20 protein-coding genes and 1 riboswitch are annotated in these 20,761 nt (G+C 67.2%); of the genes, 3 read left to right on the forward strand and 17 right to left on the reverse strand.

Translation table 11 applies throughout. The features are described from left to right. Positions 1 to 214 precede the first annotated feature (214 nt). The 13 genes from LQV16_RS18455 to LQV16_RS18510 form a co-directional block, all read right to left on the reverse strand. A complete protein-coding gene (locus tag LQV16_RS18455; protein WP_229995339.1) occupies positions 215 to 703 on the reverse strand; it encodes a DUF6325 family protein in 489 nt (162 codons plus the stop codon). A 336-nt stretch (positions 704 to 1,039) separates the two neighbouring features. Further along, positions 1,040 to 1,174 carry a hypothetical protein gene (locus tag LQV16_RS23590; protein ID WP_290369394.1) on the reverse strand — a complete coding sequence of 45 codons (135 nt, stop codon included), beginning with the start codon at positions 1,172 to 1,174 and terminating at the stop codon, positions 1,040 to 1,042. A gap of 47 nt (positions 1,175 to 1,221) precedes the next feature. Continuing rightward, complete coding sequence (locus LQV16_RS18460) at positions 1,222 to 1,593, reverse strand: hypothetical protein (protein ID WP_229995340.1); 372 nt, start codon at positions 1,591 to 1,593, stop codon at positions 1,222 to 1,224. A gap of 127 nt (positions 1,594 to 1,720) precedes the next feature. After that, positions 1,721 to 2,089, reverse strand: a complete 369-nt coding sequence (gene crcB / locus LQV16_RS18465) for a fluoride efflux transporter CrcB (protein ID WP_229995354.1) — start codon at positions 2,087 to 2,089, stop codon at positions 1,721 to 1,723. Continuing rightward, entirely contained in the window at positions 2,089 to 2,538 is a 450-nt protein-coding gene (locus LQV16_RS18470; RefSeq protein ID WP_229995341.1) for a CrcB family protein, read from the reverse strand. Before LQV16_RS18470 ends, crcB begins: the two co-directional genes overlap by 1 nt. A 16-nt stretch (positions 2,539 to 2,554) precedes the next feature. Beyond that, on the reverse strand, positions 2,555 to 3,268 hold the full coding sequence (locus LQV16_RS18475) for a metal-dependent transcriptional regulator (RefSeq protein WP_229995342.1): 714 nt from the start codon (positions 3,266 to 3,268) through the stop codon (positions 2,555 to 2,557). Between the two features lie 16 nt (positions 3,269 to 3,284). Then, a complete protein-coding gene (locus tag LQV16_RS18480) occupies positions 3,285 to 4,496 on the reverse strand; it encodes an Nramp family divalent metal transporter (protein ID WP_229995355.1) in 1,212 nt (403 codons plus the stop codon). Between the two features lie 207 nt (positions 4,497 to 4,703). Beyond that, positions 4,704 to 5,480, reverse strand: coding sequence for a class I SAM-dependent methyltransferase (locus LQV16_RS18485; protein WP_229995356.1), 777 nt, complete (start codon positions 5,478 to 5,480; stop codon positions 4,704 to 4,706). Positions 5,481 to 5,651: 171 nt separating this feature from the next. Further along, the gene (locus tag LQV16_RS18490) at positions 5,652 to 7,070 is read right to left on the reverse strand and encodes an aminotransferase class V-fold PLP-dependent enzyme (protein ID WP_229995343.1); all 1,419 of its coding nucleotides are present in this window, start codon (positions 7,068 to 7,070) and stop codon (positions 5,652 to 5,654) included. A gap of 34 nt (positions 7,071 to 7,104) precedes the next feature. Beyond that, positions 7,105 to 7,218, reverse strand: a riboswitch (SAM riboswitch). 161 nt (positions 7,219 to 7,379) lie between these two features. After that, the gene (gene hisN / locus LQV16_RS18495; protein WP_229995344.1) at positions 7,380 to 8,192 is read right to left on the reverse strand and encodes a histidinol-phosphatase; all 813 of its coding nucleotides are present in this window, start codon (positions 8,190 to 8,192) and stop codon (positions 7,380 to 7,382) included. A 78-nt stretch (positions 8,193 to 8,270) separates the two neighbouring features. Then, a complete protein-coding gene (locus tag LQV16_RS18500; RefSeq protein ID WP_229995345.1) occupies positions 8,271 to 9,386 on the reverse strand; it encodes a ribosome small subunit-dependent GTPase A in 1,116 nt (371 codons plus the stop codon). Beyond that, positions 9,370 to 10,773, reverse strand: a complete 1,404-nt coding sequence (gene aroA, locus LQV16_RS18505) for a 3-phosphoshikimate 1-carboxyvinyltransferase (protein ID WP_229995346.1) — start codon at positions 10,771 to 10,773, stop codon at positions 9,370 to 9,372. Before aroA ends, LQV16_RS18500 begins: the two co-directional genes overlap by 17 nt. Before the next feature lie 7 nt (positions 10,774 to 10,780). Then, positions 10,781 to 11,329 carry a DoxX family protein gene (locus LQV16_RS18510; RefSeq protein WP_229995347.1) on the reverse strand — a complete coding sequence of 183 codons (549 nt, stop codon included), beginning with the start codon at positions 11,327 to 11,329 and terminating at the stop codon, positions 10,781 to 10,783. A gap of 227 nt (positions 11,330 to 11,556) precedes the next feature. On the opposite strand from LQV16_RS18510, the gene LQV16_RS18515 reads away from it, so the two are divergent. Both LQV16_RS18515 and rsrA read left to right on the forward strand, forming a co-directional pair. After that, positions 11,557 to 12,330 carry a sigma-70 family RNA polymerase sigma factor gene (locus LQV16_RS18515; protein WP_290369395.1) on the forward strand — a complete coding sequence of 258 codons (774 nt, stop codon included), beginning with the start codon at positions 11,557 to 11,559 and terminating at the stop codon, positions 12,328 to 12,330. After that, positions 12,327 to 12,587 carry a mycothiol system anti-sigma-R factor gene (rsrA, locus tag LQV16_RS18520; protein WP_229995349.1) on the forward strand — a complete coding sequence of 87 codons (261 nt, stop codon included), beginning with the start codon at positions 12,327 to 12,329 and terminating at the stop codon, positions 12,585 to 12,587. Before LQV16_RS18515 ends, rsrA begins: the two co-directional genes overlap by 4 nt. 282 nt (positions 12,588 to 12,869) lie before the next feature. Here rsrA and LQV16_RS18525 read toward each other — a convergent pair whose 3' ends face one another. The 4 genes from LQV16_RS18525 to LQV16_RS18540 form a co-directional block, all read right to left on the reverse strand. Continuing rightward, positions 12,870 to 13,490, reverse strand: a complete 621-nt coding sequence (locus LQV16_RS18525) for a PadR family transcriptional regulator (protein WP_229995350.1) — start codon at positions 13,488 to 13,490, stop codon at positions 12,870 to 12,872. After that, complete coding sequence (locus tag LQV16_RS18530; protein ID WP_229995351.1) at positions 13,490 to 14,317, reverse strand: DUF4097 family beta strand repeat-containing protein; 828 nt, start codon at positions 14,315 to 14,317, stop codon at positions 13,490 to 13,492. The genes LQV16_RS18525 and LQV16_RS18530 overlap by 1 nt, the downstream gene beginning before the upstream one ends. Before the next feature lie 150 nt (positions 14,318 to 14,467). Next, positions 14,468 to 15,067 (reverse strand): GDSL-type esterase/lipase family protein, encoded by a 600-nt coding sequence (locus LQV16_RS18535; RefSeq protein WP_026538458.1) that lies wholly within the window; start codon positions 15,065 to 15,067, stop codon positions 14,468 to 14,470. Positions 15,068 to 15,178: 111 nt separating this feature from the next. Beyond that, a complete protein-coding gene (locus LQV16_RS18540) occupies positions 15,179 to 18,979 on the reverse strand; it encodes a multifunctional oxoglutarate decarboxylase/oxoglutarate dehydrogenase thiamine pyrophosphate-binding subunit/dihydrolipoyllysine-residue succinyltransferase subunit (protein WP_229995352.1) in 3,801 nt (1,266 codons plus the stop codon). A 354-nt stretch (positions 18,980 to 19,333) separates the two neighbouring features. Between LQV16_RS18540 and LQV16_RS18545 the strand changes: the two genes are divergently transcribed. Continuing rightward, positions 19,334 to 20,761: GuaB1 family IMP dehydrogenase-related protein (locus LQV16_RS18545; protein ID WP_229995353.1), on the forward strand; the 1,428-nt coding region annotated here is incomplete at its 3' end.

Genomic DNA, 20,761 nt, shown 5'->3' on the forward strand with positions numbered 1-20,761 from the left:
GGTGGGGGTTGCTGCTGGGCCATCTGCGCATCGTAGGCCTCCTGCTGCTTGGCCGCGGTCGCGGCGTCCTTCTCGGCGAACTTGTTGGCTTGCCGGCGCTGGACGCGGCCACTGACCGCACTGGCTGTCCCGGCAACGACCGCCGTCCGCCCTATACCCCTAAGAAGTCCCATAATTTTCTCCCGTCGGATCGCTTCTTATGATGTGTCAGGTCTTACGCGTCAGGTAACGGCGCCGCGGCAGGTGCCGGCGACTCGGCGTCGCGGGCCTCGAGGGCGTCGAGGGCTTCCATCACGTCCGGCGCAGGGATCCGGGTGCTCGCGATGAGTTCGCCCCCGCTGTCGCGTACCGCCGCCACGAACGGTGCCGCCCAGATGTTCTCGTAGACAATCAGCGCGGCAACCGTCCCTGGGAGAAGCGCGGCCGATGCCTCGGCGATATCGTCATCGCCCAAAAGCCCGGTCTGCGCGCCGTCGAAGTAGGAGAACCCCGCCGCCGGACCACCTGGGTCGGTAAGTTCGAGCACCTCGACAGTGCCGTCGTCATTCTTCATGACGACGAGGAGATCGAATAGGCGGATCACGCCCTGCTCGACGAGCTTGACGAGTTCCTCACTCGCCCGTCCCGTCAGTCCCGCCACGGGGAACTCGAGGAGTACGAAGTCGACCGGCCCGTGGGCCTCAGTCTCCGGTGTGGTTGTCACTGGTATTCCTCCGGTCTGTGTCGAGCACGCTGTCTGGCGCACTGGTCTTAGTGTGGGCGGTCCCTGCCGGGGCGTCACCACCCGCGTCGAATGATTCCGGTGCCGGGCCGGGCGGCCAACAGGTGGAACTGCTCAATAGCTGGAACGGCCTCGCGCGGACAGGGCCACGGAATCGGGGACATGACGGTTGGATCCCAAGACCACTAAAGCGCCAACGGGAGTCCCGCCGCATCATCCGTTTCGGGTGAGCCCCAATGCCCCCGGGGCCCGGCAAACGAACAAGTTAGGGGACACAGCAAGGGGCCGGAAGCAACGGCTTCCGGCCCCTTTGAGTGTTCAGCGCTTCTTGATGTGTGCCACTGGATCGGTGTGGGCATCAACGATGTGCTTCGCCTTTTTCTCGGCCCGTTTTTCCTTGATCGTTTTAACCGGCTTTTTCGACACGCTTTGGTGCGGCGTCTTGTCAGGCATGGTGCTCTCCCTCACGGCAGGGGCCCGGAGTAGCCCCGTCTTTTAAGCTACGCCTCGGGAACCGCGGCGTCCACGATCCCTGCGAAGCGGCTGCCGACGCCGTCGTACACACTGCGCACGAGCCCGGGGCCGAGGACGGGGATGTCGCGGGCCTCATGGTGGGCGCAGCAGACATAGGTGAAGTCCGGCCACCATTTCTTGGGCCGTGCGGCTTCGGAGAATCCGCAGACGGCGCAGGTGATCTGGACCCAAATGGGCCGCTTGCCTGTCCGGTTTGCCTTGGACTGGACCAGCCATGCCGGGGGGTTGTCCAGCAGCTCGCCGAGCTCGGCCTCGGACAGCCGGGAGGGGATGCCGTGACGGTGCGCCATCTCCAGGGGAATGTCGAGGATCTGGGCTGCTTCACGTCGGGTAACCATCCTTCAACGATACGGGAACGACGGCGGCCCGGAGCCACCGGGACGCCCCGGTGTAAGGCTCGACACACTCGCTCGCGGGCCCGGTCCTGGCCGGGCTGAGGCAGGCCATCAGCGGGCTGGGGGAGTCTTAGCCGGCGAGGAAGAGTCCGAGGGCCGCGGCCGCGAGGCCCGCGATGAGATTCGAGCCTATGTTGAGCGCCGCCGCCCGGTAACGGGTTTCGCTGACCAGACGGACCGTTGCTGTGGTCCATGAGCTGAAGGTTGTCAGGCCGCCGGCCAGCCCGGTCGCGATGGCGGCGTGCCAGTCGGCTCCCAACTCCAGGTGGCCGGTCAGGCCCACGGACAAACCGATGATGAACGATCCGGCGACGTTGACCGCAAACGTTGCCCACGGCCAGTGCGGACGGGAACCTTGATGGTGCGCAAACCAGGAGTCGACGGCGAACCGCAGCAGTGCTCCCGCCACCCCGCATAACCCCACCACGAGCGCGGTCATCATCGGGCACCCCCGCCGAGGTCGGCAATCGCTTTGCCGGTTTTCCAGCCGGCGGCCGCGGCCCCGAGACCGAGGACGAGCGAGAGCCCGAGGTAGGCCAGCCATGTGGCGTGGAACCCGGCGCGGATCTGCTGGTCAAGGATTATCACGAGCGCTGAAAAGGTGGTGAAGGACCCCAGGAGGCCAGGACCGATACCGGCACGCAGCCAGAAGGCCGTCTGTGGCCGCGCGATCCAGATGGTGGTCAGGGTGGCCAGGATGAAACTCCCGGCCACGTTGATCGCCAGCGTGGTCCATGGCACCGCGCCGGCGCTTTCGGGAAAAATCAGGCCGGCGCCGAACCGCAGCTCAGTTCCGATCAGCCCGCCGACGGCGACGGCGGACCAGGCTTTCCAGCCCGGCACGCCGGGGCGCGGCGCGGCCCGGCGCTCGTCCAGCACGCTCTTCACTCAGCTCACTTTTCACTCATGGGCCGGTAACGCTGCAGCCTGCGTGCGCGGCGTCGCTGTGGACCCAGAGGGCCGAAGCGACTTCCTCGGCAAAATCGAATTCCCGCGGCTCCGCGGCGGAACCGATCCGCACCACGATCGGGCCGCCGAACGGCCTCCGGCCCACCACCTCCACTTCGGCGTCGAGATCGATGTCCTCGGCGGCGAGGTAGCGCAGGAGCTCCGGGTTCTCGTCGCTGATCCGCGTGATCCGGCCGGTATGGCCGTCGTCGAGTTCGCTCAGCCGGTGGGCGGCGGGCACCAGCACGGAGCCGTCCGCGGCGGGGATGGGATCGCCGTGCGGGTCCCGTGTCGGGTTTCCCAGCTTGGCGGCCATCCGTTCAATGAAGGTGTCGGAGACGGCGTGCTCAAGGAGCTCTGCTTCGTCGTGGACCTCGTCCCAGCGGTACCCGAGCTCCCGGACGAGGAAAGTCTCGATCAGCCGGTGCCGCCGGACCATGGACAGGGCGAGCCGGACGCCGTCGCTGGTCAGCGTGACGGCGCTGTAGGGCTTGTGGTCTACGAGGCCCTGGTCCTTGAGCTTGCGGACCATTTCCGAAACCGAGGAGTTGGCGACGCCAAGGCGTTGCGCCAGCTGCGTGGAGGTGATCGGCTTCCGCTGCCACTCGGTGAACGAATAGATGACCTTGACGTAGTCCTCGATCGAGGAGGAGGGCGTACTGGTCTTCACAGACCTAAGCCTACCTTCAGCTGCCTCCGGAGAAAGTGAGCCACAGCAGGACCAGGTTAAGTGCCACGACGAGCACCACGCTGATGATGGCGGCGACTCGGAGGGCCGGGCCGTCGGCAAACCGGCCCATCAGGGTCTTATTGCTGGTCAGCACCACCAGCGGGACCAGGACAAAGGGAATCCCGAAGCTGAGGACCACCTGGCTCAACACGAGTGCCCAGGTGGGGTCGAAGCCGACTGCCAGCAGCACAACGGCCGGAATCAGGGTCACCACGCGGCGGGCCATGACAGGGATCCGGATCTTGAGCAGACCCTGCATGATGGTTCCGCCGGCATAGCAGCCCACCGACGTCGATGCCAGGCCGGACGCGAGCAGCCCGACTGCGAAGATCACGCCGACGATGGGCCCGAGGTTGGCGGTGATGGCGGCGTGCGCGCCCTCGATTGTGTCCGTGCCCTCTTCGCCGCCGAGGGTGGAGGCGGCAAGGAGCAGCATGCCGATGTTGACCAGGCCGGCGATGGCCAGCGCGGCCACGACGTCGAACCGGGTAGCCCGGACCAGGCGCGCGACGGCCGCCGGGGGAACATGCTGGTGTTCGTCTGGCCGGTGCCGGTCCCGGGACAGGGCCGAGTGGACGTAGATGGCGTGCGGCATGACGGTGGCGCCTAGCATGCTGGCGGCCAGCAGCACCGTGTCCGGGCCCTGGAAGCCGGGCACGAGCCCGGCCAGGGCCGCCCCCGGATCCGGCGGGCTGATGAACAGCCCGGCGAGGAAGCCGATGGTGATGATGCCGAGCAGGAACATGATGATGAATTCGAAGGGCCGCTGTTTCTGCCGGGCCTGCACCGCGAGCAGGAGCATCGACACCGCGCCGACAATCACGGCGCCGAGGGGGAGTGGGAGTCCGAAAAGCAAGTACAGGGCGATTGCCCCGCCCACTACCTCTGCGAGGTCGGTGGCGGCGGCCACGACTTCGGCCTGCAGCCAGAAGGCGCGCCGCCAGAAGGGCTTGAGCCGCTCGCCGAGAATCTCCGGGAGGCTCTTGCCCGTGACGATCCCGAGCTTGGCGGACTGGTACTGGACCAGGACTGCCATGATGTTGGCGGCCACGAGGACCCACACAAGCAGGTAGCCGTATTGGGCGCCGGCGGTCAGGTTGGCGGCCACGTTTCCGGGGTCCACGTACGCGATTGACGCCACGAACGCTGGCCCCAACAGGCCGATCAGCGCCCTGCGGGCACCCGGATGCTTGTAGGTCTGTGCGCCCTGGGGCGGTTGCTCGTGGCCCTTTACATCCAGCACTGCCGCTCCTGTGATTTGGCGCGTCCACGTTGACGCGATGATTGGCTGGCCGGAATAGCAGCCAGTGTCAAAGTTTTGTGCGACTACAAGTAATTATTAGGTATACCGAAACGATAAGCCCCGGCGATGGCCTCACGCAATCCGGAAGGCCCGCCACGTCTGGGTCAGGTAAGGCAACCGGAGCACGTCGCCGGGGGCGTGGCCCAGGTGCTCGTGCAGGTACCAGTCGAGGTTGGCCATGACTTTGGCCCGGGTGGACTCCGATGCCGCGAGGTAGTAGCTGCGGGACTTGGTCAGCTCCTGGATGTCCTCCGTGGTGACGGAATCCTCCCACCGGGTCAGGTGGCTCTCCACTCCGGTGAACTCGGGGCCCACCGGCGGGCGGAAGTGTGGCTTGAGGACGTCCCCGGCGTGCATGATGCGTGAGAGCCGGTGCACCCAGGGCACAGCGGTGTCCAGTTGGTTCCAGATCAGGCCCAGCACGCCGTGCGGCCGCAGGATCCGGGCAATCTCGGCGCTGGCCAGGCGAGGGTCGCACCAGTGCCATGCCTGGGCGACCGTGACGAGATCGAACGTCTCTGGCTCCAGGCCCGTCTTCTCGGCACTGCTCTCGATGGCGGTGACACCGGGCAGGGTCCGGCGCAACTGCTCGAGCATGTCCGCTGAGGGGTCAACAGCCACCGTGCGCAGTCCACGTTCTGCCAGAAGCGCCGTGAACTTTCCGGTGCCGGCGCCAATGTCCGCGGCGTCCTTGGCCCCCGCCGGAATCAGCCAGTCGGCCGACTCCTGCGGATAGCTAGGGCGGACGCGTTCATAGTGCTCCCCGCCGTCCTGGAAGCTTTGTCCGAGTTCCTGGCGACGTTCACTGTGCAGTTTGGGGCCGCTGTGGAGTTTGGGGCCACTGTGCAGTTTGGAACCACTGTGCAGTTTGGAGCTACTGTGCAGTTGGGGTCCGCCGCTTGCCACGTGCGATCTCCTTCGGGAAGGTCCTGCTGGTTTCAGATACCTTTCGAATTTACCGCACCGGCGCTGGGGTCCTGATCCTGCCTCGGGTTAGTACGCCTGCTTAGTCCGCCGTGCCTAGTCCTCCGTGCACGGCGCGGCACCAGCGGTGCCCGGGGTGTTCGGCGCCCAGTGAGGGTAGCTGCGGGTATCGTTGGCCGGCACCCAGCGGCCGGCGTCCACCACGTAGTCCCAGCCGAGTCCCGTTTGCCGCAGCTGCTGCAGGCCGGCCAACAGGCGCTCGGCGTCCTCCAGCCGTGAGCCGAGGCCGAAGCTGGCGCGCAGGGAGCCTGCAGGCAGGCCGAGCCGCTTGAGCAGCGGGTGGGCGCAGAAGCGGCCGTCGCGCAGGCCAATGCCGTGTTCGGCCGACAGGTAGGCGGCCACCAGCCCGGCGTCGTAGCCTTCCACCGAAAAGTTCACGACGCCGATGGTGCCGGTGCCCGGCAGATCGACTCCGGGGGAAGAAGCGGGAGTCGAATCGGCAAAGATCCGGTGAACGGTCACGCCGTCAATGCCGTGCAGACCCTCGACGAGGAAGGACCGGATGGCGTCCTCGTGGGCCTGCCACTGCTCCGGGTCCAGGGCCGCGATCACTTGGGTGGCGCGGGCCAGGGCGGCCGCGCCGAGGACGTTCGGCGAGCCGCCCTCGTGCCGGGCGGGTCCGGTGGTCCAGCTGACGGAGTCGAGCCGGGCGTCCCGGACCGCGCCGCCGCCGGCCAGGTGCGGGGTGCCGGCGTCGAGCCAGTCCGTCCGCCCCACCAGCACGCCGGCGCCGAACGGGGCGTAAAGCTTGTGCCCCGAGAAGGCGAGGTAGTCGACGTCGTCCGCGGCGATGTCGATCCGCCGGTGCGGGGCCAGCTGCGCGGCGTCGACGACGATCCTGGCGCCGTACTCGTGCGCCAGTGTGGCAAGAGTCCGGATCGGCAGGATCTCCCCGGTGACATTGGAAGCGCCGGTGACGGCCAGCAGACTCACGCCGCCGCGGGCGAGCTCGTCCCGCAGGCGGTCCACAGTGGCCGCGAGGGTGGGGGCGGCCACGACGCTGCGGTGCGGGACGTTCTGCCAGGGCAGGAGGTTGGCGTGGTGCTCGATGTCGAGGTAGAGGACCTCGCCCACCGGCCGTCCGTCGCGGAGCGGCAGGCAGCCGGCCAGCAGGTTTAGGGAATCGGTGGTGTTGCGGGTGAAGATCACCGAATCGTCCGGCCGGCCGCCCACGAAGTCCCGCACGATGTCCCGGGCGTTCTCGTAGACGGACGTGCTGATCTGCGAAGCGTAGCCGGCGCCGCGGTGCACGCTCGCGTAGTACGGCAGGATTTCGTTCAAGTAGGCCGAGACGACGGACAGTGCCGGGGCGGAGGCGCCGTAGTCGAGGTTGGCGTAGCGGGCGTGGCCGCCGGTGATCAGCGGGGCCTGGATTTCGGCGCCGGTGACGGCGGCCAGCGGACGGGCCGCAGCGGCGTGGAATTCGGGGGCTGCGGGAAAAATGGCAGTTGTCATGGGACCTCACTCGACCAGGACCCCACATCATGGGAATCCGCGCTTGCCGGGTCCGTTCCGGACCGGCCAGGTCGTCACCCGGGGCACCCCACCGCGTCTGGAGGGTTGCCGGCCAGCAAACCGGGGTTTAGCGCTGGCACTCGTGACCTGCATCGAGCGTAGGACATCCGCGCAGCCGGGGAAAAGACGGCCAGCGATTGTGAAGCGGATTGTTACGTGCGAAAAACGCATGTTCGTCGAACAAAAAGCGGCGGCAGGCCCCGGGTGGGGGCTGCCGCCGCAGTTTGTTCGATTGCGCCGTGATTGAGCCTAGAGGAGGTCGTCGAGTCCGGGGTTGAGCCGCTTGAGGACTTCCGAGTGGAGGATCGAATTGGTGGCGAGGGCGTTGCCGCCGAAGGGGCCGTCCTCGCCCTCGAGCGAGGTGAAGCGGCCGCCGGCCTCGGTCACGATCGGCACCAGCGCGGCCATGTCGTAGAGGTTCAGCTCGGGTTCGCAGGCGATGTCCACAGCCCCCTCGGCCACGAGGCAGTACGACCAGAAGTCACCGTAGGCGCGGGTACGCCACACTTCCTCGGTGAGGCCCAGGAACTCGTCCAGGTTCCCGCGTTCCTTCCAGCCGCCAAGGCTGGAGTAGGACAGCGAGGCGTCCTCGAGCTTGGAGACGTTGGATACTTTCAGCCGTGTGGCGGCGGCGAGCGAGCGGCCCGTGTAGGCGCCCGCACCCTTGGCGGCCCACCAGCGCTTGCCCAGTGCCGGTGCGCTGACGACACCGACCACCGGCTCGCCCTCATCGACGAGGGCGATCAGGGTGGCCCAGACCGGGACGCCGCGGACAAAGTTCTTGGTGCCATCGATCGGGTCAATGATCCAGCGGCGGGAGCCGTGGCCCGAGCTGCCGAATTCTTCGCCCAGGACCGCGTCGCGCGGACGGGACCGGGAGAGCTGGCCGCGGATGGCCTCTTCGGCGGACTTGTCGGCATCGGTCACGGGCGTGAGGTCGGGCTTCGTCTCGATCCGAAGGTCGAGCGCCTTAAAGCGGCTCATGGTCTGGGAATCGACCGAATCTGCCAGTACATGGGCAAGGCGCAGGTCATCGTTGTAGCTCGAAGCGGGTTGGCTCATGGTTCCAAACTACCGTCAAACCGGGCCGCCGGGCGGGAGGCCGCGGCACGGCGCCGCAGGCCCTGTTGCCGGGCGGGCTTAGGAAACGGTGCCAAGTTCCTTGGTTTCCTGCGCTTCCAGCCGCGGATCCGTGCCCAGCAGCCGGCGCAGGGACGCGAGTCTGGCGGGTCCGGAGGGCCCCGCGTGCCCGGCCGCAACCCACTTGTCGACGCCGCAATTGACGGCGGTGGAGTCGTGTTTGCAGCCGCGTTCGCAGTCGTCGGTGCCCGGTTCCAGGTCCGGGAAGGAGCGGAGGATCCGGTCCGGATCCACATGGGCCAGCCCGAAGGACCGGATGCCTGGGGTGTCGATGATCCAGCTGCCGGCTGGCGCATCGTTGACTTTGAGCGCCAGGGCGGAGGAGGACGTGTGGCGGCCGCGGCCGGTGACCGCGTTGACGCCTCCCGTGGCCCGCTCGGCCCCGGTCAGGGCGTTGACCATGGTGGACTTGCCGACGCCGGAATGGCCCAGCATCACGGTGACCTTGCCGTCGAGGTAGTCGCGCAGCTGGGACACCGCGTCCTTGTCGAGCCGGGCGGAAAGCCCGTCGTCGGAACGGGCGTCGATGCCGGAAGCGGCGGAGTCCGCGGTCTTGGAGATGATGACGGGGAAATCGAGGTGCTGGTAATTGGAGAGCAGCTCGGCGGGATCCTTGACGTCGGCCTTGGTGACGAGCAGCAGCGGCTCGATGCCGGCGTCGTACGCGGCCACCAGTGCACGGTCGATGAACCCGGTCCGCGGCTCGGGATTGGCGGCGGCGACCACCACAACCAGCTGGTCGGCGTTGGCCACGACGGCGCGTTCGATCGGGTCCGTGTCATCGGCGCTGCGGCGCAGGAGCGTCTTGCGGTCCTGGATCTTGACCAGCCGCGCGAGGGTGTCGGGCTCGCCGGTGACGTCCCCGACGAGGGACACGAAGTCGCCGGCGACCACGGGGTTGCGGCGCAGCTCCCGGGCCCGTGCCGCGATGATCTTGCGTTCGTCGGGAGTTCCTTCGCCGACGACGGCGGTGTAGCGGCCGCGGTCAACGGTGATGATGCGTCCGGTCACGGCGTCGTCGTAACTGGGCCGGTCCTTGGTGCGGGGGCGGGTGCCCTTCTTGTTCGGTCGGATCCGGACGTCGGACTCGTCCCAGGAATCAGTGCTGCGTGCCACCGGCGGTGTCCTCATCTGCGGCGGATCCCTGTGCCAGCATCGCTTCCCAGAGTTGCGGGAAATCGGGCATGGTCTTGGCCGTGGTCGCGATGTCCTGGACCTCTACGCCGGGCACGGCAAGGCCAAGGATGGCGCCGGCCGTGGCCATGCGGTGGTCCGCGTAGCTGTGCACCACACCGCCGTGCAGCGTGGCCGGGCGGATGATAAGACCGTCGGCGGTCTCTTCTGCGTCGCCGCCGAGGCGGTTGATTTCGGTGACGAGGGCAGCGAGCCGGTCCGTTTCGTGGCCCCGGAGGTGGGCGATGCCGCTCAACCGGGAGGGGCCGGCGGCGAGGGCGCAAAGCGCCGCCACGGTGGGGGCGAGCTCGCTGGTCTCGTCGAAGTCGCCGCCCTTGATCTCCGGGCCGCCGCTGACGGTCAAGGTGCCGCCGTCCACTGTCACGGTTGCGCCCATAGCGGTCAGGATGCCGCGCCAGAGGTCACCGACCTGCGTGGTCTTCGCGGGCCAGTTCGGGATCCGCACGGTGCCGCGGGTGGCCAGGGCCGCCGCGAGGAACGGCCCGGCGTTCGAGAGGTCCTGCTCGATCCGCTGGTCGAAGGCGCGGATCGGGCCAGGGGAGACGACCCAGTGGTTCGGCACCGAGTCATCGACCGCCACGCCCACCCCGCGCAGCACGGCCACGGTCATGTTGATGTGGTCCAGGCTCGGCACGGGCTTTCCGACGTGTTCGAGATGGAGTCCCTCGGTAAAGCGGGCCCCCGCCAGCAGCAGGGCGGAGACGAACTGGGACGATGCGCTGGCGTCGATGATGAGGTGGCCGCCGCGTACTTCGCCAGTGCCGTGGACGGTGAAGGGCAACGACGACGCCGAACCGCCGTCGGGTGCGGTCACTGCCACTCCCAAACCGGCCAGGGCCTCGATGATGGTGCCCATCGGGCGATTGCGGGCGTGCGGGTCGCCGTCGAAGCGGGACTCACCGCGGCGCAGCGCCGCGACCGGAGGCACAAAGCGCATGACCGTGCCGGCCAGGCCGCAGTCGATCGCGGTGTCCGCCGCGTCGCCGTCAATGCTGATCGGGATGATTTCCAGGTCGGGGCCGAAGGCGCCGTCGCCGGGAACCTCCGTGACGGTTGCCCCCAGCTGCCGCAGGGCCTCAATCATCAGTGCCGAGTCCCGGGAGTGCAGGGGGGCCCGCAGACGGGACGGTCCGTCCGCGAGGGCGGCGAGCACGAGGTACCGGTTGGTCAAGGACTTGGAGCCTGGAACCGTGACAGTGGCATCGACCGGCCGTGCGGCAAAGGGTGCGGGCCAGTGCGGACCGACGTCGGCAGAATAGGGGCCGGCAGGGTGGGAAAGGGCAGCTGCAGAGGGGGTGGTGCCAGTCATTACCGTCTTAAGCTCCGGCTGAGTGGTCTACGGCTTTGCGGACGACTTTGTCGGCCTTTTTCAGCTGCTTGTTGGTGTTCTTCCGGGCATCGGCGGCGAGGTGTCCGGCGCTCTTCTTGGCATCCGCGGCCAGGTGGCCGGCGCGCCAGGCCAGGCTGGGCTTGCCGGCGGTATCGACGGCGGCGAGGAGCACACCGCCGGTGAGGGTGACGTTTTTCAGGAGCTGTTTGCGGCGGGCGTCGCGGGCTTCCTTTGAGGAGATGTCCGCGCTGCGCCATTCAACGTAGCTGTTCAGGACCGAAATGACGGCGAGCAGGGTGGCTGCCAGCCGGGCGGACTTGCCGAGGGCGAAGCAGACGCCTGCACCGATCTGGGTGCCGCCGATCACCCGGGCCAGGACTTTTTCGTTGGGCTGGAACGGCAGTGCGTCGGCCGTGCGGCGCAGCAACGGGGACAGCTGTGCCGCAGTGTCATCCGCGTTCTTGAGCTTGTCCATGCCGGCGAGGACGAAACTGGAGGCGAGCATGGGCCGGGCGAGAAAGCGGACAAACGACATGAATTTCCTCCTGGATGGACGAACCGCGGCTTCACTGCGGGGGAACCGGTTCTAGTCTTGCACTTTTGCGGAATATTTGCCCGCCGGACGTGGTTGTGAAAGGCAGATCCCAGCAGGCTACGGAAGGCAGAGATTTGACGAGGGTGTTGGACAGGACGGAACCGGAAGCCCGTTCCGGGCAAACATGGACCCTCGCGCCTCCGGCTGTTCCGGGTGCCCGGTGGAAGGTGACAGTAGACTTGAACGCAATGAGCACCATGGACCCGGCCGTTGCGGCCATGCACGAGGTTGCCGGAAACGACGCCACGCCCACCAAGACACCGGACGCCGGCGCGGCCGCCGCCTTGGAAACCGAGGTGGACGGAAAGCCCCTGGACCTCTCCACCGAGTCGGCGGAAGAGCGCCGCGTGCGCTTTGAACGCGACGCCATGCAGTACGTGGACCAGTTGTATTCGGCGGCCATGAGGATGGCCCGGAATCCCTCCGACGCCGAGGACCTGGTCCAGGAGGCGTACACAAAGGCGTTTTCCGCGTTCCACCAGTACAAGCCCGGAACCAATCTGAAGGCCTGGCTGTACCGCATCCTCACCAACACCTACATCAACCTGTACCGGAAACGTCAGCGTGAGCCGCTGCAGTCGAATTCGGACACCATCGAGGACTGGCAGCTCGCCCGCGCCGAGTCGCACACGTCGTCGGGACTGCGTTCGGCCGAGGCCGAGGCCCTTGACCACCTGCCCGATTCCGATGTAAAGCGCGCACTCCAGTCGATTCCGGAGGAGTTCCGGCTGGCCGTGTACTTCGCCGATGTCGAGGGCTTCGCGTACAAGGAAATTTCAGACATCATGAACACCCCCATCGGGACCGTCATGTCCCGGCTGCACCGCGGCCGGAAGATGCTGCGGGACATGCTTGCGGACTATGCCGCCGAACTGGGATTCAGGGCCGCAACCGAGTCAGGCGCCGCGGCCGACAGCAACAAACAGGAGAACAGGAAATGAGCGACTGCCAGGGACTGGGCGACTGCGACGACGCCCGGATGCAACGTATCTATGAATATCTGGATGGTGCGCTCACGCGTGACGACATCGCAGAGATCAAGGACCACCTGGACAGCTGCCCGGAGTGCCTGGAGCAGTACGACCTCGAATGTGTCATCCGCGTGATGGTCAAGCGTTCGTGCACCGAAGCAGCTCCGGAAAACCTCAAAAACTCCATCCTGGACCGGATTCACTCGATCCGGACTGTGGAAGCCTGAGCCCGGCTCCATACCTGGAAAACAAATGACCCCGGAAGCCGTAAGGACTCCGGGGTCATTCGTCTAAAGCTGTCATTCCAAGCTTTGCTTAGGCGTTGGGGCGCTTACCGTGGTTCGCGCCGCCACGCTTACGGTCACGACGTTTACGTGCACGTTTGCTCATAGCTGGCCTCCTTAATCTTGGTACTCAAAAGAGCTGCCCTCAAGTCTCCCACATCGCGGCACCCGCCGCGAACCGGGGGCCCGCCCGCCGCTGCAGGCACGGCCAGGTTGCGCGCGGGGTCAGTCCTCCAGCGAATTGCGGATCGAGATCCGGGCCTGATCCAGCACGGTCTTGACCGTTTCGAGCGTGACGGCCGTGACGGGATGGCTCCCGGCGTGGCGCCGCAGTTCCACCCGCATGTCGTCGCGGAAGGCCTGCACCAGCATTTCCGCCTCCTTCAGCCGCCGTTCGCCCTCCGGGGAGTACCACGGGCTCCCCGCGCTGCCGGCAGAGCCCGCGGCGCGGGCCGAGGTCCGCGCCGCCTCCGCCGTTGCCGCGAGATCGGCCCGGAGGCCGCGCATGTTGACGCGGATGTCCTGGCGCAGGTTGTCTGCCAGCCGCCGAACCGAGGCCGAAATGTCGTTTTCGACGCCGGCGAGTTCGTCCCGCCGGCTGTTCAGCTCTGTGAGTCCCGCCGGGGTGATGCTGTAGTTGGTGCGGCGGCCCTCCGTGTGGGTGGCCACGAGCCCTTCTTCTTCGAGCTTGCCCAGGCGCGGGTAGATGGTTCCGGCGCTGGGGGAGTAGGTGCCGCCGAAACGCTCGCTGAGCGCCTTGATGAGTTCATAGCCGTGCTTGGGGCCTGATTCGAGCAGGGCGAGCAGGTACAGCCGCAGCGCGCCGTGGGCGAAGACGGGAGGCATCAGAGGGCCGTTTCGGTATCCGCGGTGGGCTGGCCGTGGAAGATTGACGTTTTTCCCGAGACCGAGTTGGTCCGGACCAGCATCAGCTTGGCGTCCGGTCCCGCGATGGTCTGCACCGTGCCGCTGGACTGGGCGTACCTCAGGTCATCGATGACCACCGCCCCGCTGGCGGATTTAGCGACGATGTCCACGCCGATGTCGTGCGGAAGCCGGATGGTGACGTCGCCGGAGACTGAATTGGCGCCAAAATCTTGAGTGAAGCCTTGCAGGTCGAAGTTCAGGTCCCCGCTGACGGTGTTCGCGCGGATGTGGCTGAATTCCCCCGAGGCCGTCACTTCGCCGGAGACGCTCTTGGCGGTCAGGACGCCGCGGTGGTTGCGGGCAATCACCTCGCCGCTGACTGTGTTGACGGACAGGTCCCCGGAGGTGCCGTCGGCCAGCACGGAACCCGAGACGGTGTTGAGCCGGGCGTGGCCGCTGATCCCGGAGACCATGCCGTCGCCGCTCACCGTCCCGGCTTCGACCTCGACGCCGGCGGGCAGGGCAATGCTGATGACCACGGAGTTGCTGCTGCCGTTGTTGACGGTGCCCATCAGGTTCTTGAACCAGCCCTGCGGCCCGTGCAGCTGGTGGCGGACTTCCAGGCGGCCGTTGACCACGGAAACCGACAGCGGATCGCCGACAATTTCGGAGACTTCGATCCTGGCCACGTCCTCGTCATGGGTGACGATATCGAAGCGGCCGCGGACGATGCCGAGCTTGAGGGAGCGGACGCCGTCGACGTCGATGGTCTGCGGGCCGGTCACGGTCCACGTGTTCTCTGACATGGTTCCTCCGGAAAGGCGAAAGGGGCTGTACAACTGACGATATATCGCGACTATGAAGTCACGATATATCGCACCCCCTGCCAGGTCAAGATATATCGCGAAATTCCGGGACGGGTGCGGCCCGGTACGGCCCTGTGCCGGGTGGCCGGCCTATTCCGGTGCGTCCAGGCCCAGCCACTGGAACCAGCCGCGGTGCAGCACGAGCCACGCCATGAGGCCATACCCGGCCTGGCCGGGCGTGCCGCCGTTGGCCGCGAGGTCCTGGCGCCATTGCTCGTGGTTCAGCAGCGGCGAGAAAGTGTCGACGTAGAGGTGCTTCCGGCGCGTCGTGACGTCGGCGAAGGCGGTGTTCAGTTCGCCGAGCCTGCGGTTCTGGGCGGGGTCCAGCGTGGGCGGCGGGCCCACGACGAAGACCTCGATCTTGTTCTGCGAGGCGGAGTCCAGGATGTTGGCCAGGTTCAGGCGGCTGCGCGCCGTGGACAGGCCGAACTCAATGTCGCGTCCGGACAGGCCGATCACCAGGCGGTTTTCGTGGTGGTTGCCGAAGCGGCGGCCTGCCTCTTCGAGCCAGCGCGCGGCAATTCCCTCCGTGCCCTCCTCCGGGCATGGCAGGGAGTAGCACTCCAGTGCGACGCTGTCCTGCGGCGTGCGGGCCAGGACCCGCCCCAACCAGCCCAAGGCGCGCGGATCACCGAGCCCGGCCAACAGCTCGTCCCCAACGGCCGCGATCCGCAGCTTCCGATCTTCCACGACTACCTCTTCACTTCAACGCTGTCCATCAAGCTGACCACTAATAGTCCATTAAACAGAACTGCCCGGCCGGAAGGTTGTGTTTCAGTCTCCGGCCGGGCAGCAATGACGCTATTTACGTGCAAATGCCTGCTTGAGCAAGCTGTCCTGCTCTGCCGAGTGGCGCTTCATCGACCCTGCCGCGGTGGAGGCCGAGGCGGGGCGGGAGATGAGGCGGACCCGGCGGTCCAGGGCATCGGGCAGGTTCAGGCCGATGAACGGCCACGGACCCTGGTTGGCCGGTTCGTCCTGCGCCCAGACGACTTCGGCGTTCGGGTACTTGGCCAGCTCCGCGGCGATTTCGGCGGCCGGCAGCGGGTAGAGCTGCTCGACGCGCACGATCGCCGTGGTCTTGTTCTCGGTCTTCTGCCGGGTGGACAGCAGATCGTAGTACAGGCGTCCGGAAACCAGCAGCACGCGTTCGACGGCGTCGGCCTGCAGCTCGGCGTGCTCCGGAATGACCGGGCGGAACGAGCCGGTGGTGAAGTCCTCCACGGAGGACGCCGCGGCCTTCAGGCGGAGCAGCTGCTTCGGCGTGAAGATGATGAGCGGCTTGCGCGGCCTGCTGTAGGCCTGGCGGCGCAGCAGGTGGAAGTGCGAGGCCGACGTCGTGGGGTTGGCCACGATCATGTTCTCTTCAGCGCACATCTGCAGGAACCGCTCGATGCGGGCGGAGGAGTGGTCCGGTCCCTGGCCCTCGTAGCCGTGCGGCAGCATAAGAACCAGCGAGGACCGCTGGCCCCATTTCTGCTCGGCGGAGGAGATGAACTCATCGATGATGGTCTGCGCGCCGTTGACGAAGTCACCGAACTGCGCCTCCCAGAGCACCAGGGCGTCCGGGCGCTCCACGGAGTACCCGTATTCGAAGCCCATGGCGGCGTATTCGGAGAGCAGGGAGTCGTAGATCCACAGCTTCGCCTGGTCATCCGACAGGTGGGACAGGGGCAGCCATTCGTCGCCGTTGGCACGGTCGTGGAAGACGGCGTGCCGCTGCACGAACGTGCCGCGGCGTGAGTCCTGGCCGGCGAGCCGGACGGGAACGCCCTCCATGATGAGCGAGCCGAACGCGGCAAGCTCACCGAAGCCCCAGTCGATGCCGCCTTCACGGGACATCGCTTCACGCTTCTCCAGCAGCTGCTTGAGCTTGGCGTGGACGGTGAAGCCCTCGGGGATGTCGGTGTGGGCCTTGCCGATGCGGGCCAGGGTCTCCGCAGAGATCGCGGTGGAGACCGGGGCGCTGACACCGGAATCGGACTGCTGGGCCATGGGGCGTTCGAGATCGGACACCGCGGCGGAATCGGCCGTGATGATCGGGATCGGGGACGTCTGGGCCGCGTGGGTTTCGGCGAAGACGCGCTCCAGGCGTTCCTGGTAGTCGCGCAGCAGCTGCTCGGCTTCTTCCTCGGTGATGTCACCGCGGCCGATCAGTGATTCGGTGTACAGCTTGCGGACCGAGCGCTTGGCTTCGATCAGGTTGTACATCAGCGGCTGGGTCATCGAGGGGTCGTCGCCCTCATTGTGGCCGCGGCGCCGGTAGCACACCATGTCGATGACAACGTCCTTGTGGAAACGCTGACGGAACTCGTAGGCAAGCTGCCCGATGCGGACCACGGCCTCCGGGTCGTCGCCGTTCACGTGGAACACCGGCGCCTGGATCATCTTGGCGACGTCCGTGGAGTAGGTGGAGGAACGCGAGGAGGACGGCGCGGTGGTGAAGCCGACCTGGTTGTTGACCACGATGTGGATGGTGCCGCCGGTGCGGTAGCCGCGCAGCTGGGAGAGGTTGAGCGTTTCCGCGACAACACCCTGACCGGCGAAGGCGGCGTCGCCGTGCACCATGATCGGCAGGACGGGGAACGCCTCGCCCTGGTCGAGGCGGTCCTGCTTGGCGCGGACGATGCCTTCGAGGACGGAGTCCACGGCCTCGAGGTGGGACGGGTTCGCGGCGAGGTAGACCTTGGTCTCCTTGCCGTTGTCCGAGGTGAAGGTGCCCTCGGTGCCGAGGTGGTACTTGACGTCGCCGGAGCCCTGCACGGAGCGCGGGTCCTGGGTGCCTTCGAATTCGCGGAAGACCTGGGCGTAGGTCTTGCCCGCGATGTTGGTCAGCACGTTGAGCCGGCCGCGGTGGGCCATGCCGATCGCCACTTCGTCGAGTTCGTCGTCGGCGGCGTCGGAGATGATCGCGTCCAGCAGCGGAATCAGGGACTCGCCGCCTTCGAGCGAGAAGCGCTTCTGGCCGACGAACTTCGTCTGCAGGAAGGTCTCAAAGGCCTCGGCGGCGTTGAGCTTGGAGACGATGCGCAACTGCTCGTCGCGGCTCGGCTTCGAGTAGGCGTGCTCCAGCTGGTCCTGGAACCACTTGCGCTCGGCGGGGTCCTGGATGTGCATGTATTCGATGCCGGCGGTGCGGCAGTAGGCGTCGCGGAGGACGCCGAGGATGTCGCGGAACTTGAGCATCGGCTTGCCGCCGAAGCCGCCCGTGGGCCACTCGCGGTCCAGGTCCCACAAGGTCAGGCCGTAGGTCAGGACGTCGAGGTCCGGGTGCTTGCGCTGGACGTACTCGAGCGGATCGGTGTCCGCCATGAGGTGGCCGCGCACGCGGTAGGCGTGGATCAGCTGCTGGATCCGGGCGACCTTGTTGATCTCGTCGGCCGGGTCCACCTGCAGGTCCGGGCTCCAGCGCACGGGCTCGTAGGGGATGCGCAGGGACTCGAAGATCTCGTCGTAGAAATTCTGCGCACCGAGCAGGAGCTGGTGCACGAGCTTGAGGAACTCGCCGCTGCCGGCACCCTGGATGACGCGGTGGTCATAGGTGGAGGTCAGCGTGAGGACCTTGCTGATCGCGTTGTGCGCGATGATCTTCTCGCTGGCACCCTGGAACTCGGCCGGGTAGTCCAGTGCGCCGACGCCGATGATGGCGGCCTGGCCCTTGGACAGACGGGGTACCGAGTGGACGGTGCCGATGCCGCCGGGGTTGGTCAGGGACACGGTGGTGCCGGAGTGGTCGTCCGCGGTCAGCTTGCCGTTGCGGGCGCGCTTGATCAGGTCCTCGTAGGTGTGCCAGAACTCGGAGAAGTTGAGGGTCTCCGCCTTCTTGATGTTCGGGACCATGAGCAGGCGGGTGCCGTCCGGCTTGGGCATGTCGATCGCGATGCCGAAGTTTACGTGCGCCGGCTGGACAGCCACGGGCTTGCCGTCGACCTCGTCGTAGTAGACGTTCATCGACGGGAACTGGGACAGGGCCCGGATGACGGCGTAGCCGATCAGGTGCGTGAAGGAGACCTTGCCGCCGCGGGCGCGCGCCAGGTTGGAGTTGATGACCACTCGGTTGTCGATCAGCAGCTTCGCCGGGATGGCGCGGACGCTCGTGGCCGTCGGAACTTCCAGGCTGGTGACCATGTTCGACGCGATGGCCTTGGCCGGGCCGCGCAGGACCGAGACGACGTCCTCTTCGGGCGCCGTCGGGGCCCTGAGGTTCTTGGGCAGCTGCGCCGGGATCGGCGCGGTGCCGGCGCCGGCGTCGGAAGTCCTGGCGCCGTCCCGGGCGACGGTGGCCGGGGCTTTCTTGGCAGCCGGTGCGGGCGCAGCCGCGGCGGGAGCTGCGGGGGCAGCGGGCGCGGCCGGCGCAGGTGCTGCCGGAGCGGCAGCAGGCGCTACGACGGGAAGTTCACGGGTGGCAGGATGCACAGCTGTCGCGGTGCCGGACGTTCCGTTGGCGGAAGAGGCGTCACTAGCTTCGAAGGATTCGAACAAGGGCCACCACTTAGAGTCGACCGTGTTCTTGTCCTGCTGGTAACGCTCGTACAGTTCGTCAACGAGCCACTCGTTTCCGCCAAATTCCTCTGGTAGACGGTGGCTAGGCTGCTCTGGCACTTGAAATACGCCTCTTCCATGAGTTTGATTCCCTCTGGCTTCCACGGTGCATCGGCACAACGATTGAGCCAGTCTCTGCGTCCAGTGAACCCAGACCCATGCCAGTCTAGTGAGGATTCTTGCCAAACCGCCAATAAGCGTGACTCAAATCATGATCCGTCCCCGCAGCCACTGAATTGGAGTGAAGAAGCGGTGCAGAATCGGCCCCGACGCGGTGCCTTGCACTGTGCCTTAGACGGTGCCCTACACAGGGCCGGACGCGGTGCCGGTCCCGCCGGGAACCGCCCTAGAATCAAAGAAGAACCCCTTCGGCGCCGACGGCGCCAGCTGGGGGTGCCAGCATAAGGAGCAGCCGTGCGTTTCCTGAATGAGCCCACCACCGATCTGACTTACTCCGACCTCTTCCTGGTGCCGTCGCGGTCGGATGTCATCTCGCGCCTGGACGTCGATCTCGCCGCCGATGACGGGACCGGCTCGGCGATTCCGCTGGTGGCGGCGAACATGACGGCGGTGACGGGGAAGCGGATGGCCGAGACCATGGCCCGCCGCGGCGGCCTTGGAGTCCTGCCGCAGGACGTGCCGCTCGATATCATCCGGGATGTCACGGCCTGGATCAAGGGGCGCCACCCGGTCCTGGAGACCCCCGTCACGCTCGCGCCCACGGACACCGTGATTGATGCCCTCCACCTGATGGGCAAGCGGCCGCACGGCGCCGTCGTGGTGGTGGATGAGGCCGGCGCTGTCGCCGGTGTTGTCCGGGCCGCCGACTGCGAGGGCCAGGACCGTTTCGCGTCGCTGGCCTCCGTCATCCGCCACCAGCCGCTGGTGCTGGACGCCGGGTTGCTGGATGCCGGATCGTTTGGCGGCGGACCGGCGGCGGTCCCGGCGGATGCTGCCGGTTCGGTGAAGGCCCTTCGCCGCGCCTTTGAGGCGATGGATGCTGCGGGGACAGACTACGCACCCGTGCAGCAGGACGGAGTCCTGGCCGGTGTGCTCACCCGCAAGGGCGCCCTGCGCTCCACGCTCTACCGGCCGTCCCTGGACGACGAGGGCAAACTCAAGGTGGCTGCCGCCGTCGGCATCAACGGTGACGTGGCCGGGCGGGCCGCCGAGCTGCTGGCGGCCGGCGTGAACGTGCTGGTCCTCGATACCGCGCACGGGCACCAGCAGAAAATGTTCGACGCCCTGGCTGCCGTGAAGGGACTCAACCCCGGCGTGCCGGTGGTCGCCGGCAACGTCGTCACCGGCGAGGCCACCCGTGAGCTCATCGAGGCCGGGGCGGACATCGTCAAGGTCGGCGTAGGTCCGGGCGCCATGTGCACAACGCGCATGATGACCGCCGTGGGCCGCCCGCAGTTCAGCGCCGTCCTCGAATGTTCCGCCGCGGCGCGGGAAGCCGGCGGCCGGGTGTGGGCCGACGGCGGGGTCCGCTACCCGCGCGACGTCGCCCTGGCCCTGGCCGCCGGGGCCAGCCAGGTCATGATCGGCTCCTGGTTTGCCGGCACCCACGAAAGCCCCGGGGACCTGCAGCTCGACGCCGCCGGCCGGCAGTACAAGGAGAGCTTCGGCATGGCGTCCGCCCGGGCGGTGCAGAACCGCAACCAGCGCGAGGGCGCGTTTGAAAAGGACCGCAAGGCCCTGTTCGAGGAAGGCATCTCCACGTCCCGCATGTACGTGGACGCGGCGCGGCCCGGCGTCGAGGATCTGCTGGACATGATCACCGCCGGCCTGCGCAGTTCCATGAGCTACGCAGGCGCCGCCGATCTCGCCGCTTTCCGGGAG

This window comes from Arthrobacter sp. Bi26, from assembly GCF_918697925.1.
Taxonomy (GTDB): Bacteria; Actinomycetota; Actinomycetes; order Actinomycetales; family Micrococcaceae; genus Arthrobacter.